Origin of the sequence: Leifsonia sp. 1010 (assembly GCF_031455295.1) — a bacterium.
Taxonomy (GTDB): domain Bacteria; phylum Actinomycetota; class Actinomycetes; order Actinomycetales; family Microbacteriaceae; genus Leifsonia.
The window spans coordinates 1,172,167-1,187,441 of sequence record NZ_JAVDSL010000001.1 but is presented as its reverse complement, the minus strand read 5'-3'; the positions used below and the strand labels follow the sequence as shown (position 1 = coordinate 1,187,441).

Annotated in this window: 18 protein-coding genes; 11 read left to right on the top strand and 7 right to left on the bottom strand. The window is 70.2% G+C overall.

Annotated features, from left to right (window positions below):
- The first annotated feature begins 74 nt into the window (after positions 1-74).
- The 4 genes from J2Y42_RS05815 to J2Y42_RS05800 all read left to right on the top strand — a co-directional run bounded on the left by J2Y42_RS05815 (position 75) and on the right by J2Y42_RS05800 (position 4,059).
- Positions 75-728 (top strand): helix-turn-helix domain-containing protein, encoded by a 654-nt coding sequence (locus J2Y42_RS05815; RefSeq protein ID WP_309855808.1) that lies wholly within the window; start codon positions 75-77, stop codon positions 726-728.
- 66 nt (positions 729-794) lie between these two features.
- Positions 795-1,460 carry a phosphatase PAP2 family protein gene (locus J2Y42_RS05810; protein WP_309855807.1) on the top strand — a complete coding sequence of 222 codons (666 nt, stop codon included), beginning with the start codon at positions 795-797 and terminating at the stop codon, positions 1,458-1,460.
- 195 nt (positions 1,461-1,655) lie between these two features.
- A complete protein-coding gene (locus J2Y42_RS05805; protein ID WP_309855806.1) occupies positions 1,656-3,587 on the top strand; it encodes a sigma-70 family RNA polymerase sigma factor in 1,932 nt (643 codons plus the stop codon).
- A gap of 190 nt (positions 3,588-3,777) precedes the next feature.
- Complete coding sequence (locus J2Y42_RS05800; protein ID WP_309855805.1) at positions 3,778-4,059, top strand: hypothetical protein; 282 nt, start codon at positions 3,778-3,780, stop codon at positions 4,057-4,059.
- A gap of 45 nt (positions 4,060-4,104) precedes the next feature.
- Here J2Y42_RS05800 and J2Y42_RS05795 read toward each other — a convergent pair whose 3' ends face one another.
- The gene (locus J2Y42_RS05795) at positions 4,105-5,223 is read right to left on the bottom strand and encodes a trypsin-like peptidase domain-containing protein (protein WP_309855804.1); all 1,119 of its coding nucleotides are present in this window, start codon (positions 5,221-5,223) and stop codon (positions 4,105-4,107) included.
- Positions 5,224-5,336: 113 nt separating this feature from the next.
- Here J2Y42_RS05795 and J2Y42_RS05790 point away from each other — a divergent pair, with 113 nt between their 5' ends.
- From J2Y42_RS05790 to J2Y42_RS05775, 4 genes are all read left to right on the top strand, one after another.
- The gene (locus J2Y42_RS05790; RefSeq protein WP_309855802.1) at positions 5,337-5,555 is read left to right on the top strand and encodes a hypothetical protein; all 219 of its coding nucleotides are present in this window, start codon (positions 5,337-5,339) and stop codon (positions 5,553-5,555) included.
- Positions 5,556-5,642: 87 nt separating this feature from the next.
- On the top strand, positions 5,643-5,825 hold the full coding sequence (locus J2Y42_RS05785; protein ID WP_309855800.1) for a hypothetical protein: 183 nt from the start codon (positions 5,643-5,645) through the stop codon (positions 5,823-5,825).
- 103 nt (positions 5,826-5,928) lie between these two features.
- Positions 5,929-6,153, top strand: coding sequence for a hypothetical protein (locus J2Y42_RS05780; RefSeq protein WP_309855799.1), 225 nt, complete (start codon positions 5,929-5,931; stop codon positions 6,151-6,153).
- 124 nt (positions 6,154-6,277) lie between these two features.
- Positions 6,278-8,557 carry a LuxR C-terminal-related transcriptional regulator gene (locus J2Y42_RS05775; RefSeq protein WP_309855797.1) on the top strand — a complete coding sequence of 760 codons (2,280 nt, stop codon included), beginning with the start codon at positions 6,278-6,280 and terminating at the stop codon, positions 8,555-8,557.
- Positions 8,558-8,631: 74 nt separating this feature from the next.
- Here J2Y42_RS05775 and J2Y42_RS05770 read toward each other — a convergent pair whose 3' ends face one another.
- A complete protein-coding gene (locus J2Y42_RS05770; RefSeq protein ID WP_309855795.1) occupies positions 8,632-9,192 on the bottom strand; it encodes a sigma-70 family RNA polymerase sigma factor in 561 nt (186 codons plus the stop codon).
- A gap of 102 nt (positions 9,193-9,294) precedes the next feature.
- A complete protein-coding gene (locus tag J2Y42_RS05765) occupies positions 9,295-10,350 on the bottom strand; it encodes a UDP-N-acetylglucosamine 2-epimerase (protein WP_309855793.1) in 1,056 nt (351 codons plus the stop codon).
- Between the two features lie 90 nt (positions 10,351-10,440).
- On the opposite strand from J2Y42_RS05765, the gene J2Y42_RS05760 reads away from it, so the two are divergent.
- A complete protein-coding gene (locus J2Y42_RS05760; protein ID WP_018189237.1) occupies positions 10,441-10,725 on the top strand; it encodes a GNAT family N-acetyltransferase in 285 nt (94 codons plus the stop codon).
- On the opposite strand, the gene J2Y42_RS05755 is transcribed toward J2Y42_RS05760, so the two are convergent.
- The 4 genes from J2Y42_RS05755 to J2Y42_RS05740 all read right to left on the bottom strand — a co-directional run bounded on the left by J2Y42_RS05755 (position 10,685) and on the right by J2Y42_RS05740 (position 13,464).
- Entirely contained in the window at positions 10,685-11,041 is a 357-nt protein-coding gene (locus J2Y42_RS05755; RefSeq protein ID WP_309855790.1) for a hypothetical protein, read from the bottom strand. The two genes, J2Y42_RS05760 and J2Y42_RS05755, sit on opposite strands and share 41 nt — an antisense overlap.
- Before the next feature lie 73 nt (positions 11,042-11,114).
- Positions 11,115-12,164 carry a biotin/lipoate A/B protein ligase family protein gene (locus tag J2Y42_RS05750; protein WP_309855789.1) on the bottom strand — a complete coding sequence of 350 codons (1,050 nt, stop codon included), beginning with the start codon at positions 12,162-12,164 and terminating at the stop codon, positions 11,115-11,117.
- Positions 12,165-12,205: 41 nt separating this feature from the next.
- The gene (locus tag J2Y42_RS05745) at positions 12,206-12,433 is read right to left on the bottom strand and encodes a hypothetical protein (RefSeq protein WP_309855788.1); all 228 of its coding nucleotides are present in this window, start codon (positions 12,431-12,433) and stop codon (positions 12,206-12,208) included.
- A 155-nt stretch (positions 12,434-12,588) separates the two neighbouring features.
- A complete protein-coding gene (locus tag J2Y42_RS05740; protein ID WP_309855787.1) occupies positions 12,589-13,464 on the bottom strand; it encodes an alpha/beta hydrolase in 876 nt (291 codons plus the stop codon).
- 72 nt (positions 13,465-13,536) lie between these two features.
- Between J2Y42_RS05740 and J2Y42_RS05735 the strand changes: the two genes are divergently transcribed.
- Complete coding sequence (locus J2Y42_RS05735) at positions 13,537-13,968, top strand: MarR family transcriptional regulator (RefSeq protein WP_309855786.1); 432 nt, start codon at positions 13,537-13,539, stop codon at positions 13,966-13,968.
- A gap of 5 nt (positions 13,969-13,973) precedes the next feature.
- The gene (locus J2Y42_RS05730) at positions 13,974-15,272 is read left to right on the top strand and encodes an MFS transporter (RefSeq protein WP_309858042.1); all 1,299 of its coding nucleotides are present in this window, start codon (positions 13,974-13,976) and stop codon (positions 15,270-15,272) included.
- Positions 15,273-15,275: the final 3 nt, after the last annotated feature.

Genomic DNA, 15,275 nt, shown 5'->3' with positions numbered 1-15,275 from the left:
TGACGAAGATCAACCATATATAATTAGGTGACCAAAGTCAACTAACAAGGTACATGACTGCAAAATTTCCGAGTATGCAAACTTCAACCACCGACGGACTGCGCGAGCGCAAGAAGGCCCAAGTCAGAGCCGACCTCGAACGCGCCACCCTGGAACTCGCGCTCGAGCGCGACCTCGACGAGGTGACGGTCGACGAGATCTGCGCGCGCGTTCCGGTCTCGCACCGCACCTTCTTCAACTACTTCGACACGAAGGAGGACGCGCTCTTCGACGTGCGCCGCGCGTGGGGCGACCCGGCGTGGATCGGGGGCCGCCTGACCGACGCATACCGGGGAAGCTTCGTCGCCGCCCTCGTCGACACCCTGTTCACCGCGTCTCTCCCCGACGAGCAGGATGCGGAGCTCCGCGAGGCGCGGATGCTCATCGCCGCCCGTCACTCCGGCCTCCTCCGGCGCCGTCTCGGACGGTTCGACGACCTGCGAGCGGGCCTCGTCTCGGCCGTCGCCGTTTTCCTGGAGGACCTCGCCCGGGAGGATGGCGCGACGCCCGGCGCCGCCGAGAACGACGCGGACGCCGCCGCCCGGGCCGAGCTGCTCGTCGTCGCGTGCATCGCCGCCATCCGCATCGCCGTCCGCGAATGGGCCGAGGCGGGCGGGAACGGCTCCGCCGACGAGGTCGCCGAGCGTGCCGTGGCGATCACGCGGTCGGTGGCACCGTTCGTCCGCTGAGCGTCTTCACACCGTCGGGCGGCGGACGCCCAGTCTTCCCGCTCGGCCGCTCCCTACGCTGAGGGGATGCACTCGCGGCGACAGACCTCGTGGGCCCTGCGCGCCCCGGCCCACTGGATCGTCTGGACGGTCGTCCTCTTCGCGCTCACGATCGGGCTCGGTCTCGCTGCGAAGGCGGTGCCCGCACTGCGCTTCGACGGTCTCGACGCGGCCGTGAACCGCGTCAACTCCCCCCTGCTCGACGACGCGGCCCTGCTCCTCGACCGCCTCGACCATCCCGTCGTGGTGGCCGCGATCCTCATCGTCGTGTTCGTCATCCTGCTGTTCACGGTGGGATGGCGCCGAGCGCTGGGCGCGTGCGTCGTCACCGGCTCCGGCTGGCTGACCACGCTGGTCGTCAAGACGGTCGTCGCGCAGCCACGGCCGTCCACCGCCGACCTGACCCACGTGCTGCACATCTCGCCGGCGACGCTCAGCTACCCGAGCGGGCACGTGGTGTTCGCCGCGGCGCTCGTGACGGCTCTCGCCATGGTGTGCCGCGCAGGTCTCCCTCGCGCCATCGTGGTCGTCGTGGGCGCCCTGTTCGTGCTCGCCGTCGCCTGGTCGCGGCTCTACGTCGGCGTCCATTACGGCACCGACGTCGTGGGCGGTGTGCTCAACGGAGTCGCCGGCGCCGTGCTCTTCGCCGGTCTCTGGAACCTGGTGACGCGCGGCCGCCGCCGCACGCGCTGACCGGGCGGGTCGTCCGACCTACGCAGTCTCTCCGCAGTCCGACGGTCCCCTGACCGCGGTTACGGGCGGGATGGTGGTGCCACACCATCCCCGATCGACGACGAAGAACTTTCTTACTTCGATCGCGTCATGATCTGCAATTCACTGCGTCCAAGTCAGTGAACGCCCGTACCGCTATTCAAGGACCCGACCCTTATGACCGGTGAACTCGACGACCTCTCCGACGCCGACCTGATCGTCCTCGCACGAGACGGAGACACGCTCGCCTACGGCGTGCTCTGGAAGCGGCATTGGCAGGCCGGCCGCGCCATGGCGGCCTCCATCACCGGCCGGTTCGACCCCGACGATCTCGCGTCGGAGGCGTTCGCGCGCATCCTGACGTCGCTCGGCCGCGGCAAGGGCCCGACGTCGGGTTTCCGCTCGTACCTCGCGACGACGGTCCGGAACGTGGCCATCGACTGGTCGCGCCGCAAGACGACCCCGAACATCGAAGACGCCGACGTGATCGAGGACTGGACGTTCAGCGAGGTCACCGCCCTCGACCGCATGGATAGGCAGACGATGGCGAAAGCCTTCTACGCGCTGCCCGACAAGTGGCAGGAGGTGCTCTGGTACACCGAGATCGAAGACATGGCGCCTCGTGAAGTGGCGCCGCTCATGGGCCTCAATGCGAACGCGGTCTCCGCGCTCGCGCTCCGCGCACGCGAAGGGCTCCGACAGTCCTGGATCAACGCGCACCTGGCGAGCGCGCCGACCGAGGACCCGATCCACGCATGGACGCTGAAGAAGCTCGGCCCGTTCGTTCGAGGGCGACTCGCCAAGGCCGACCGCCGCAAGGTGACGCAGCACCTCGACGCCTGCGAGCGCTGCGCGGACGCCGCCTCCGAGGCCGACCGCGTCGGCTCTCGGATCGCTCTCGGAATCCTGCCCTTGTTCCTGGGGCTCGCCGGCGCGACCGCCTACCTTTCGACCATCGGCGGATCGGGAACCGCCGTCGCCGCGACGCTCCCCGATACGACGCCGGCCGGTACACCCCAGGCCGATCCGACGACCGCCGTCCGCGGCGCTGGGCGGCTCCGGCACCTGTCGAGCGCCGCGACCGGCGGTTCGAAGGCCGGGATGGCCGCCGTCGCGGCCAGTGTCGTGGCGGCCGCGGCCCTCACCTGCGGCGCCGTCGTCGCCGCGCCCGGGTCCGAACTCGCCGCGGCCGAGACCGGGCGGGGCTCCTCCTCCGACTCGCAGAACGCGGGCCACGACGAGCCCGAAAACGTAACCGAGACCTCCCGCCCGACGCCCGAGCAGAAAGGCCAGTTGAAGCCGGACGCCCCCACGACGGACGCCACTTCCGGGGCAAAACCCGGTGGTGACGAGAGCACCCCGCCCACGATCGACTCCCCCGTCACGGAGCCTGTCGCTCCGGCGACCCCGAGCGGGCCCGGCGCGGAGGCGCCCGCGGTCCCGCCGGTAGCCGCTCCTGCGCCCGCTCCGCAGGGCTGCGTCGCCGCGATCCAGGCGATCCCGGCGGCCGACACGCTGTTGGCGTACCGACTGGACGACGAGGCCGGATCCCGCACCACGACGGATCTCGTCCACGGGAACACCGCACGCTATTCGGGACACCCCGGCGCGGGCGAGTGGAACCTGACAGACGAGACGCTCCGCCAACCCACCGACCGATTCACCATCCAGATCTGGTTCCAGGCGACCCAGGGCGGCGGACGGCTGCTGGGGTTCAGCGGATCGAGTGACGGCGTCTCGGCGTACTACGACCGCCACCTGTTCCTGACGGACGACGGTCGCCTGGTGTTCGGCGTCTTCCCGGAAGCCGTCCGAACCGTGGCTTCCCCATCCAGCTACACCGATGGCCGCTGGCACCAGGCCACCGCCACGTTGTCGGACGACGGGATGGCGCTCTACGTCGACGGCGAAGAGGTCGCCCGTGACGCGTCCGTCACGCAGGCGCACGCCTTCCCCGGGCACTGGCGCATCGGAGCGGACAACCTCGATAACTGGGGGCCGGATACTCCGTCCGCGCGGCAGATCACGGGGAGCCTCGCTTTCGCGGCCGTCTACGGCGTCCCGCTGTCTGCCGACCAGGTGCGCGCCCAGTGGAACCTGTGCAGTTGAGTTCTTCGCGTCACGATCACTCGCCGACAACGTCTACATAAGCGGAGAGCGCGTCATCGGGCTTCGCGCGTCTCCACCGGAGCGCCCCCTATGGGCCTCCCTTTCGGAGTGGCCCGGCCCGCTCGTCGGGTATCGAACCGGCCGGGCCGCTCCGTCACAACACACCGCAACGTGCCGACGAGAGGACGAGATGAGGCTGATGCACTGGAATCCGCGGGAGCGTGCTGCCGGGCTCGTCAGTGTGACGACCGACGGATGGCGCGGCGAGATCGTCACACCGCTCATCCCCCGCGACCCCACCTCGCCGCTCCGTTCGGCCCTGCTCAACGAGCGGGCCGAGCGTCTGGGCGAGCTGCGCATCCTCGACTTCCGGGTCTACGACACGGTGCGCGTCGAGGAGAACGGTCCGGGCGACAGCTACCGGATCATCGACCGGTTCAAGATCGCGATCGGCGTCGAGCGCCCCGCCTGAGCCGCCGAATCGCTGAGCCGCTCGGCCGCTCAGCCGCTCAGCCGCTCAGCCGTTGCCGAGGGTGACCGTCGTGGTCTGTCGCCGGCCGTCCCGCACGTAGACGACGTCGACACCGTCCCCGGGTTTGCTTGTGAGCTGGATCGCCGTGAGGTCGTCGACGCTGCCGACAGGCTTGCCGTCGACCCGGGTGATCACATCCCCGGCCCTCAGGCCGGCCTGCTGCGACGGCCCGCCCGGCGTCACCGACTGCACGTACAGCCCCGGCTGGTCGTTGTCGCCTTGGCCGGGCTGGATCGGCGTGACCGAGATCCCGAAGATCGGATAGGTCACCTTGCCCGTCGAGATGATCTGCTGGGCGATCGGCATCGCCACCGCCTGGGGAACCGCGAAGCCGATGCCGACGCTCCCTCCGCCCGCTTCGCCGGACGCACCGGGCACGGTCGCGATCGCCGAGTTCACCCCGACGAGCCGGCCGTCGCAGTCGACGAGCGCACCTCCCGAGTTGCCGGGATTGATCGAGGCGTCGGTCTGGATCGCGTCCGCCAGCACAGCGTTGCGGTCGCTGTCGCTCTGCACCGGAACCGTGCGGCCGAGGGCGCTCACAACGCCGGTCGTCACGGTGCTGGAGAGGCCGAGCGGGGCGCCGAGCGCCACCACGGGCTGGCCGACCTTGAGCGTGGTCGAGTCCCCTTGCTCGATGACGGGCAGCCCGCTCGCCTCGACTTTCACGACGGCGATGTCGGCGCGCGGCGAGCGGCCGACGAGTTTCGCCGGGTGCGTCGTCCCGTCGTTGTAGAGGACGGTGATCTTCGCACCCTCGGCAGCGGGGGCGATGACATGGTTGTTGGTGAGGATGTAGCCGTCGGCCGAGATGATCTCCCCGCTGCCGGTGCCGCCGGACCCGTCGCCGGCGACCACCCCGATGGTCACAATGGAGGGGAGCACGTCGCTCGCAACACGCTCGGCGTCGCACACCGATGCGGACGAAAGCGCAGCGGGCCGGGCGGGTGTCATCCCGAGCGTCGATGCGCCCGAGCGGAGGGTGAGGCCGCCGAGCACCCCGGACCCCAGCAGGATCACCGCGCCCAGCACGGCGAGCAGCACGGTGGCCCACACCGGGAATCGCCCGGATCGGTCCGTCCTCTTCTGGTCGGTCGACGTCATCTCTCGCTCCCCCTCGTTCCCCGTTCGGTCATCGTGTCTCGGTCGATCGAGACCTGGATAGACAGTTGGGCAGAGAGCTACGCCACGGGGGACGCGAGGACTAATGTGAACGCATGGATTTCGGCGACGACGCGTTCACCGCATTCCTCGTGCACCCCGACCAGCCTGCGCTGGACCGGTCGATCGACCTTCCGGTGCTCGAATCGCACCCTCCTGTCCGCGTCCGCATCCCCGCGGACGAGGCGATGGAGATCTACGAGCTGGTGACCGCGGATGACTGGCCCCGTGAGGCGATCTACCGCTACATCGGCCGCGAATCGTCTGCCTCCTGAACACTCGATGGACTAGCGGAATCGTGTGAGTTCGCGTCAAGCTACTTCTCGACGTCGGTCGATCGACGACGGGGAGGGGTGGGTGCGGTGAACGAGGACGCGGGCGCCTTTCCGGAGCCGGGATCACCGGGGTGGATGCGCGTGCAGGGCCACCCCGATGTCGCCAGGATGGAGGTCGTGGGCCGCACGGTGCGGGTCCGGCTGGTCTCCGGCATCGAGCTCGAGTGGCGGCGCGACGACGGTGCGGTCGAGGACCGTTCACGTGCCTGACTTTATGGAAAACAACTAGTCCCCAACGCGCCGCCGAAGGTGCATCATGGCCTCGCCGCCATCGACGGGTCGGACACCCGCCGGGCGGGAGGAGGCACAGACGATGGCTGACGAATTCGACTACATCCACCCACCGCACCCTCCACGGCTCCGTGAGCACGTCGGTCTGATCCGCTGGACCCACGACTCCGACGGCGGCTGGGTGACGGAGACCGTGACCGGCCAGTTCGCCGGAGGGGATTCCCAGCGCTGGGTTCTCCGGCTCTACACCGGAGTCGAGCTCGAATACGACCTGGAGACGTGGGCGCCGTACCAGCCGCACCTGTGACAGCTGTCTTTCGGGCCGTTCGCGCTCCTGACACCATGCGAGACGTAACACCCAACAGGGGCGTCGGCTCATGGATCAGACGACGGTCAGGGCCGGCGCCCCGCCCCGGCTGACGGGGGCCGGTATGCAGACATCGAACTCCACGCACGGCCTGCCCGTGCGCTTGGACCCGATGGTCGGGCGCCGTGAGGAGGTCTCACTGATCCGACGCCTCCTGCAGACCTCGAGCCGTCTGGTGACCGTCACGGGAACGGCGGGCGTGGGGAAGAGCCGCGTCGCGATCGCGGCCGCGGAGTCGCTGCGGCGCTCGGTCTCCGGCGTCTGGTACGTGGATGTTCGTGGTCGCGGGCAGGATGTCGCACTGGCGGTCGCTCAGGAGCTGAAGGTCGATCCGGGCGACGACACCCTCGGCGCCGTGGTCGCCGCAATCGGCGACGAGGACGCGCTCCTGCTGATCGACGACGCCGACGAGGCCGTGGCCGAGACGTCGGCGGTGGTCGACGCCCTCCTCCTGGCCTGCCCGGGTGTGCGCGCCATCGTCACCTCCCGCGAACCGCCCTCCTCAGCCGCGCAGGCGCTCGTGGCGATCGGCCCCTTCGCCCACCGCGACCTCACAGCGGGCAGCGACGCCGTCCGGCTGTTCGCTGATCGTGCCGCATCGGGCGACGCCCTCTTCTCCGTAGACGAGAGCACGCTGCCGGAGGTCGTCACGATCTGCGAGGCCACCTACGGGGTGCCTCTGGCGATCGAACTGGCCGCCGCGCAACTGCAGTTCATGGATGTGCGAACGCTCGCTGGTCGCATCTCCCACCAGCTGGACACTCTGGAACCGGCGGCGGCGGAGTCCCGGTCGCTCAGGGCAGCCGTGGAGGACAGCTGGGATCGCTGCACGGAGACGGAGCGGCACGTGTGGACGGATCTCGCGGTGCTGGCCCCGGGCTGGGATCTCGACCTCGGAGAGTCCATGGCCGCCCTGAGCGCCGATGGTCCGCGAGAAGCGCGCACGGCGCTCAAGCAGCTCATCCGGCGTTCGGTGGTCCATCGCCGACGCGTCGAGGGGGATGTGCGCTACGAGCTGCTGCCGGCGCTGCGGGAGTTCGGGGCCGAGCGGGCGACGCATCCCGAGGACGCCCAGGGCCACTTCGTCTCGTGCATGCTGCTGCGGTTGCACGACGCGGAAGACGACTGGTTCGGCGGCCGTCAACGCGAGATCCTGCAGCGTCTGCGCGGTGACATCGCCAACATTCGCCGAGCGGTGTCCACGGCCGCTGCGCTCGGCGACACCGATCGAGCCGTCGAGGTCGCGGTGACGGCCTGGCGGCAGGCGTGGATGCTTCACGGCAGCGGCGACGAGGTCGCGACCTGGCTCGGGACCGCCTTCGCCTCCGGACGTCCGTCGCCGTTCTGGGCGGCGCAGGGGCACGCGCTCCGAGCGGCCGTCTTCGGCCAGACGGGGAAGCCGGGACTTGCCCGCAGCGAGCTGGCCACCGCCCGCGCTGCTCTCGAGGAGGTGGCGAACGGCGACGACGCCGAGGCGACGCACGACTGCGCGGTGAGCGTCCGCAGCGCCGCCGAAGTCATCGACGCCGACGACAGGCGCGCGCTGGAGCTGCTCCGTGCCCTGATGGACGAGCTCGGCGAGGACGCCTATCGTTTCGGCCGCACGAACACCCCGCAACGTCTCGCGGCGCGGCTGCACGCCCTCGGCGAGCGCGCGGAGGGGTCGCGCGTCGGCGACGACATCACCGAACGCGCCCTCGTGGTCGGCGACCGTTTCGAGCGGTCCTTCGTGCTCACGACGCGGGCGTCCGCGTGCGCTGCCGCCCGCGAGTACGCGACGACCGAAGCGGATGCCCGAGAGGCGCTGGTGGTGAAGCGCGGACTGGGCAACGGGCTGGGTGTCGCCCAGTCGCTCGAACTGCTCGCCGACGTCGCGCGCGAGCACGCGGATCCCGCCCGCGGCGCGACCCTCCTGGGGGCTGCGGCGGCCCGGTGGCGCGACGCCGGCGCGATCCGCGCCAACTACCCGCCCTACTTCTACGACCGAGCGTCGACCGAGCGCGCGCTGCGCCACCGCCTCGGCGCCGACGCCTTCGACCGGGCGTTCGCCTACGGGGCGGCGCTGAGCGAGGACGAGAGCATCGACTTCGCATTGCACGGGATGGTCGAGGCCAGGACGCGCACGGGCATCCCGGACTCGTCGCGGACGCCGGAGCTGACGCCGCGCGAGGGCCAGGTGGCGGCCCTGGTGGCAGACGGGGCGTCCAACAAGGAGATCGCGCGGCAGTTGTTCGTGTCGATCCGCACAGTGGAGACGCACGTTCAGAACGCTCTGGTGAAGCTGGGGTTGCGCTCGCGAACAGAGCTGGCGCTCTGGCATCGGGAGCAACTGTCTCGGGGATGAGCGCCTCGATGAGCTGCGGGGCGACCGCTCACCCGGAGGACACGGCGGCAGCGCGCGCCCTCCGGGGCGGACATTCAGGCGGCGAGCGTCAGATCCTCGCCGTCGACACCGGTGACGGCCATGCGCAGACCGGTACGCGCTCGGGCAGCGAGTGCGGCGGCGGCGCCGGGCGTCATTCCGAGGACCTCGGCCGCGACGGAAAGCGGCAGCTCGTGCACGCAGGTCAGGAGCAGGATTCGCCGCCAGCGTTCGGGGAGGCTGCGGAACGGCTGCTCCAGCTCGCCTAAGTCGACGACCTCGAACTCGTAGACGGGGAGGTGGGCCTCCTCGCCGAGGGGAACGAGGGGCATCCGGGCGTCGCGGGCGCCCCAGGTGGCCGCGACGTTGCGGATCGCCGTGCGCAGGTAGTGGGCGAAACCCTCGGTCGGCCCGTTCCCGTTGCGCAGGGCGGCGAGCACCTTGGTGAAGGCCTCCTGCACGATGTCCTCCGCGTCGTAACGGGAGGTCGTGCGCCGGGCGACGTGGTGCGCCCACGATTCGTAGCGCGTCCACAGCTCCGCGAAGACCGCGTGCTCGCCCCGACGGACCCGATGGAGAAGCTCCAGGTCAGTGGGGCGGACGGCGGTCGGCGGCATCCTGTCTCCTCAGTCGGGGTGGTGGGCCGGCGGCGCGCCGGTCGAGTGACCCCAGGGTCCGCCGCGGACTGACGCGTGCGGCACCGCAGAACTACCGAGGAACTACCGAGATGCGACCCCGATGTCGACGCGCGGCGCGAAGTCCGGCCGCCGCTCGCCGCAGCCGATCAGAGCGGACAGGGCTGCGACGATCCGCTCGGCCGCGTGCCCGTCCCCGAAGGGGCTGGGCCGGTGCGCCATGGCGGCATGGCGGTTCGGATCGACGAGGAGCGCCGAGACTTCTTCCACGATCGTCTCGACGCGCGTCCCGACCGTGCGGGACGTCCCGGCGAGTACTCCCTCCGGTCGATCCGTCGTCGACGAGAGAACGAGGACCGGCACGTCGAGGCTCGGCGCCACCTCCTCCAGCTCTGCGCAGTCGGTGAGCACGAGCGTTGCCTCTGCGAGCAGGCGGACGAGCTCGGGGAACGGCGGCACCGGCGTCGACAGGATGTTGGATGGCCGTCCGGCCGCGGTGGTCAGCCCGGCATGCACCGCGAGCTCCGGGCCGGAGCACAGCACGAACGCCAGGCCGGGGAATCGTGCCGCGAGCACCCGGACTGCGGATCCGATCCGCTGCATGGGGGCGCCGCGGTTCTCGGGCCGGTGTGCGGCCACGAGCACCATCGTGCGGTCTTCCGCCGCCACGGCACTCGTGTCGCCGGACAGCGCCGCGTCGACGAGAGGATCGCCGGTGACAACGATCCGTTCCTCGGGAACGGCGGAGGCCAGCAGGATGCGCCGAGCGTGCTCCGTCGGCGCCAGCTGGAGGGCGGCGATCCGGCTGAGCGTCCGCCGAACGGGCTCGCCCGAAAGGGATGCGGTGACATCGCCGTCGCAGCGCCCGGCGTCCAGGTGCGCAACGGGAATGCCGCGCTCCGAAGCGGTCATCGCCGCCGCCAGCGCCGTCGCCGAACCGCCGTGGACGAGCACCGCGTCGGGCCGGTGCTGCTCGATCGCGGCGGCCGGATCCGCAGCCGGATCCACGACAGCGGAGAAGGGATCGGCGGCGGGCGCCAGGAATCCGGCCCGGCCGAGCGCATCGACGACCGGACGCATCCGGATCTCGGAGTCCCGTTTGCCGCAGAGGGAGACAGCGACGGGAAGGACGATCGGCACGGCGGCCTCCTCTCGAGGAGCGCGACGAATCCGCCCTCACCTAGAGAGACGCGGAAGAGGCCCCTGCCCTGACGGGGTAGCGTGAGGTTCATGAGCCTGAGCGTCGAGAAACAGCCGGAGCAGTCCCGTTACGCCCTGCTTCAGGACGGCGAGGTGATCGGCGTCGCGGAGTACGAGCTGCGGCATGACGCGATCGTCTTCACGCACACGGAGGTCGACGAGGAGAAGCGCGAGAAGGGGATGGCGTCGACGCTCGTGCAGACGGCGCTCGACGACGTGCGCGACAACACCGACCTCCGCGTGATCGCCTCGTGCCCCTACGTGCGGAGCTGGCTCAGCGAGCACCCCGACTACGCGGAGCTGCAGAAGCGGTAGCCCGGCCGTCCTCGCTGGGGGCGCGGCCCTCCGCGCGCTGGCCGTGGCCGGCCGGACCGAGGTCGAGCGTGATCTTGCCGCCCTCCCAGGCGCCGTCGCCCTTGTCGCCGGGAAGCGGTGCGGGAGCGGGCAGCAGGGACTGGCGGTCCATCTCCTGCTGCGCCTCGTGCCGGGCGGGCGCGAAGATCTCGTCGAACGAGCCGCCGATCGCGCCGGTCATGGTGCCCGAGCCGCGCTGCGCCTTGTTCGAGAGGTCGATCCAGCCCAGCTTCACGGCGACGACGATCAGGGCGACGAACGCCGCAATGATCCCCACGACCCACCAATTCACGCCCTCCAGGGTACCGGAGGACCTGTGCGCTCCCTGAGGATCGGCTGGCCCTGAAGCGCTACGGGACGCGGTAGAGCCACTCCTCGGTCTCGAACTTCTCGGCGACGAGCTTCTCGGCAGCCGCGTACTCCGCGTCCGTGAGATCGCCGTCCGTCGCCCCGTAGAGGTTCTTGAAGGTCAGCTTCATCTGCTCGATGATCTCGGCGCGACTGAGGCCGGTCTGGCTGCGGAGCGGGTCGACGCGCTTGGCCGCGCTGGTGATGCCCTTGTCGCTGATCTTCTCGCGGCCGATGCGGAGCACCTCGGTCATCTTCTGGCCGTCCATGTCGTAGCTCATGGTGACGTGGTGCAGCACGGCGCCCGAGCCGAGCCGCTTCTGCGCGGCGCCGCCGATCTTGCCGGACGGGCTCGTGATGTCGTTCAGCGGCTGGTAGACGGCGTCGATCCCGAGCGACTTGAGGGCGATGATCGCCCACTCGTCCAGGAAGGCGTAGCTGTCGGCGAAGCTCATGCCCTGCACGAGGTCGGCCGGGGCGTAGATCGAGTACGTGACGACCGATCCCGCCTCCATGAACATCGCACCGCCGCCGGAGATGCGGCGGACGACCTGGATGCCGTACTTCTTCGCGTTCTCCGGGTCGACCTCGTTCTTCACCGACTGGAAGCTGCCGATCACGACCGCGGGCTCGTCCCACTCCCAGATGCGCAGGGTCGGCCCACGGCGGCCCTCGCCGACCTCGTTGGCGAGCACCTCATCCAGGGCGAGGTGCATCTGCGGGGAGACGGCCTTCGCGTGCACGATCTCCCAGTCGTAATCGCGCCAGCTGGTCGCCTTCGCCAGAGCGCGGCGGACCGTCACGGCGACAGCCTCCGGGGAGAACCCGAGCAGGCTGGCGCCCTCGGGCAGCGCATCCTTGACCGCTGCCGCGATCGTCTTCGCGTCCGACTCGGCGGGCAGGCCGTTCACGGCCGCGTCGATGGCCTCCAGCGCGGAGTCCGGCTCGAGGAAGAAGTCGCCGGCGAGCTGGAAATCCGCGATCCTGCCGTCCACCACCTCCAGGTCGACGACGACGAGCTTGCCCCCGGGGACCTTGTACTCACCATGCATACCCTTACCCTACGTCCGCCCGGGGGCGGACGGTCCGGCGGTCACGCCTGCGGCGGTGTGCCTCCCGGCGGGTTCCTCGGGTTGCCCCACTCATCGAGCTCCCGCTCCGGGCTGCGCAGGAACGTCACGCCCAGGCCGATGAGCAGGATGACGAGCAGCAGGCCCAGGATCACGAGGATCCATGCCAGGTCGGTGTCGTGCCCGCTGAAGTTCGCAGGGTTGTCGATCGGCGTGAACCGAGACAGTCCGCTCAGGATGTGTTCTCCCATGACGCCCTCCCGACCCTCAGTGTCCGCGCACTCCCCTCCCGCGCGCTAGACACTTTCTCCAGCCCTCCGTCCCGACGTCGAGTCCGCAAAGACTGCACGCTGATCAGGCGACCGGCGTGCAGTTTGTGCGGACTCGACGGGGGGCGCAGCCTCGGCTAGGAGCGGGCGGGGAAACGCTCGGTGAGCCAGGCCGTGAGGTCGGCGAAGACCTCGGCGCGGTTCGTCTCGTTGAAGATCTCGTGCCGGGCGCCCTCGTAGACGATCGTGGTGACGTCCGAAAGGCGCGATCGGGCGCGGTAGGCCCGCTCCAGCTTCCGGGCGCTGACCGGGCCGCCGAGCGGGTCGTCCGAGCCCACCTGGATGAGGACGGGGAGGTCGTGAGCCAGCCCGCGAGCGGTGCGGCCGAGCAGCCGCGCGGCATCCGCCATGCCGAACAGCTTCTGAAGCGGCGTGAGGGTCGTGAGCGGGTCGTCGACGAATGCCTGCGCCACCGCGGGATCGCGACTGAGCCACTCCGCGCCCGTCGTCCCGAGGTGGGCGTGCCGCTTGTTGAGGTCGCCGCCGTTCATCGACCCGAGCGCTCGGTACGCGGTGCCCGAGAGCACCATCCCGTCGTACTCGTCGCTGTGGCGGTTGAGCACGATCTGGCCGATCAGCGATCCCCAGCTGTGGCCGACGTAGACCAACGGCAGGTCGGGGTTCTCGGCCCGGATGAGGTCGCTGAAGGCGTGGACGTCGCGGATCGCCGCGCGCAGGCCGCCCGGCCCGAGCTTCCCGAGCCGTGTGGCGTCGCCATCCCACTGCTCCATTCCCGTGCGGCCGTGACCGAGGTGGTCGTCCGCGTAGACGGCGTACCCGGCGGCGGCCAGATGCGTGGCCAGCTCGCGATAGCGTCCCGCGTGCTCCCCCACCCCGTGGGCGAGCTGGATGGCGGCCGCCGGCCTTGTGCCTTCGGGTGTCGGCGCGTACACATCGAAATAGACGCGGACGCCGTCCTCGTCGTCGAAACTCCGGCCCTGTTCAGTGTGCACGGCCCCAGTCTGACGTACGCCAGCAGCGAAGGGGGTTTAGTTAGCCAATCTAATTTGTTAGGCTAACTATGTATGAGCGCACGATTGTCGACCCACGATCTGAGCGGCGCACTCCGCATCGCGGTGGCGCGGCTGTCCCGACGCCTGCGCTCCGAGAAGGAGGACCACGAGCTCTCCGATTCCCAGACGGCCGCGCTCGCCTACCTGGTGCGGGAAGGCGCCGCGACGATCGGTGCGCTGAGCGACTTCGAGCGGGTCAAGCCGCCGTCGATGAACCGCACCGTCAACCGCCTCGAGCAGGCAGGCTACGTCGCCAGAACCGCGGACGAGTCGGACGGACGCCGGGTCGTCGTCGTGCCGACCGAACGGGGCATCGGGCTCGTCGCCGAGACACGCAAACGCCGCGACGCCTGGCTGCATCAGCGCTTGCGCACGCTGACCGCCGAGCAGCGCGCCACTCTGGCCGAGGCCGCCGAGATCATGCGGGAGCTCGCCGACTCGTGAGTTCCATGTTCCGCTCGCTCGCCGGCGTCAACTACCGCATCTGGGCAGCCGGCGCGATCGTGTCGAACGTCGGCACCTGGATGCAGCGGACGGCCCAGGACTGGATCGTCCTCACCCAGCTCACCCACAACAATGCGGCGGCGGTCGGCATCGTCATGGCGCTGCAGTTCGGTCCGCAGCTTCTCCTCCTGCCCGTGACGGGATGGGCGGCCGATCGCCTCGATCGCCGCAAGCTCCTGATGGCGACGCAGGGCGCCATGGGGTTGCTCGGACTGGGCCTCGGCATCCTGACCGTGACCGGTGTCGTCCAGCTGTGGCACGTGTACCTCTTCGCGCTGCTGCTCGGCGTGGTCGCCGCCTTCGACGCACCCGCTCGCCAGACCTTCGTCTCCGATCTGGTCGCCGGGCCGAACCTGTCGAACGCCGTGGCGCTGAACTCCGCCTCGTTCAACGCGGCCCGACTGCTCGGCCCCGCTGTGGCGGGCCTCCTGACCGCGGCTGTCGGCGCCGGCTGGGTCTTCCTGATCAACGCAGCGACCTTCGGGGCGGTGCTGCTGTCTCTGGCGATGCTCCACCGCGAGCAGCTCTACCGCACGGAACGCGCGAAGCGCTCGCGCGGCAGCCTCGTCGACGGGTTCCGGTACGTGCGGCGCCGCCCCGACATCCTCGTCATCCTGATCATGGTGTTCCTGATCGGTACGTTCGGCCTGAACTTCCCGATCTTCATCTCGACCATGTCGGTGAGCGTCTTCCACCAGGGCGCCGGCGAGTACGGCATCCTCTCGTCCATCATGGCCGTCGGGTCGGTGGTCGGCGCCCTGCTCTCCGCCCGGCGCGACCGCCCGCGCGTCTCGCTGCTCTTCGCCGGCGCGGCGCTGTTCGGACTCGGCTGCGCTCTGGCCGCCGTGATGCCGACGTACTGGCTGTTCGCGGCAGCCCTCATCGTGATCGGCATCTCGTCGCAGACGCTCATGACGACAGCGAACGGCACCGTGCAGATGACGACGGATCCGGTGCTGCGCGGGCGCGTCATGGCGATCTACATGGCCATCTTCATGGGAGGCACACCGGTCGGCGCGCCGATCGTCGGCTGGGTGGCCGACACCTTCGGTCCGCGCTGGGCGATGGGCGTCGGCGCCGCCAGCGGCTTCGCTGCCGCCCTGGTCGGCGTGATCTACCTCGTGAAGTACCGCGGGCTGCGCGTCCGGTTCGCCGGTCTCCGCCCGCGCGTCGTGCTCGCCCCACGGGAAGTGGTCCGCGAAGAGCTCGAGGGGACCGAGGCGACGGCCACCCGCACCTCCTGAGCG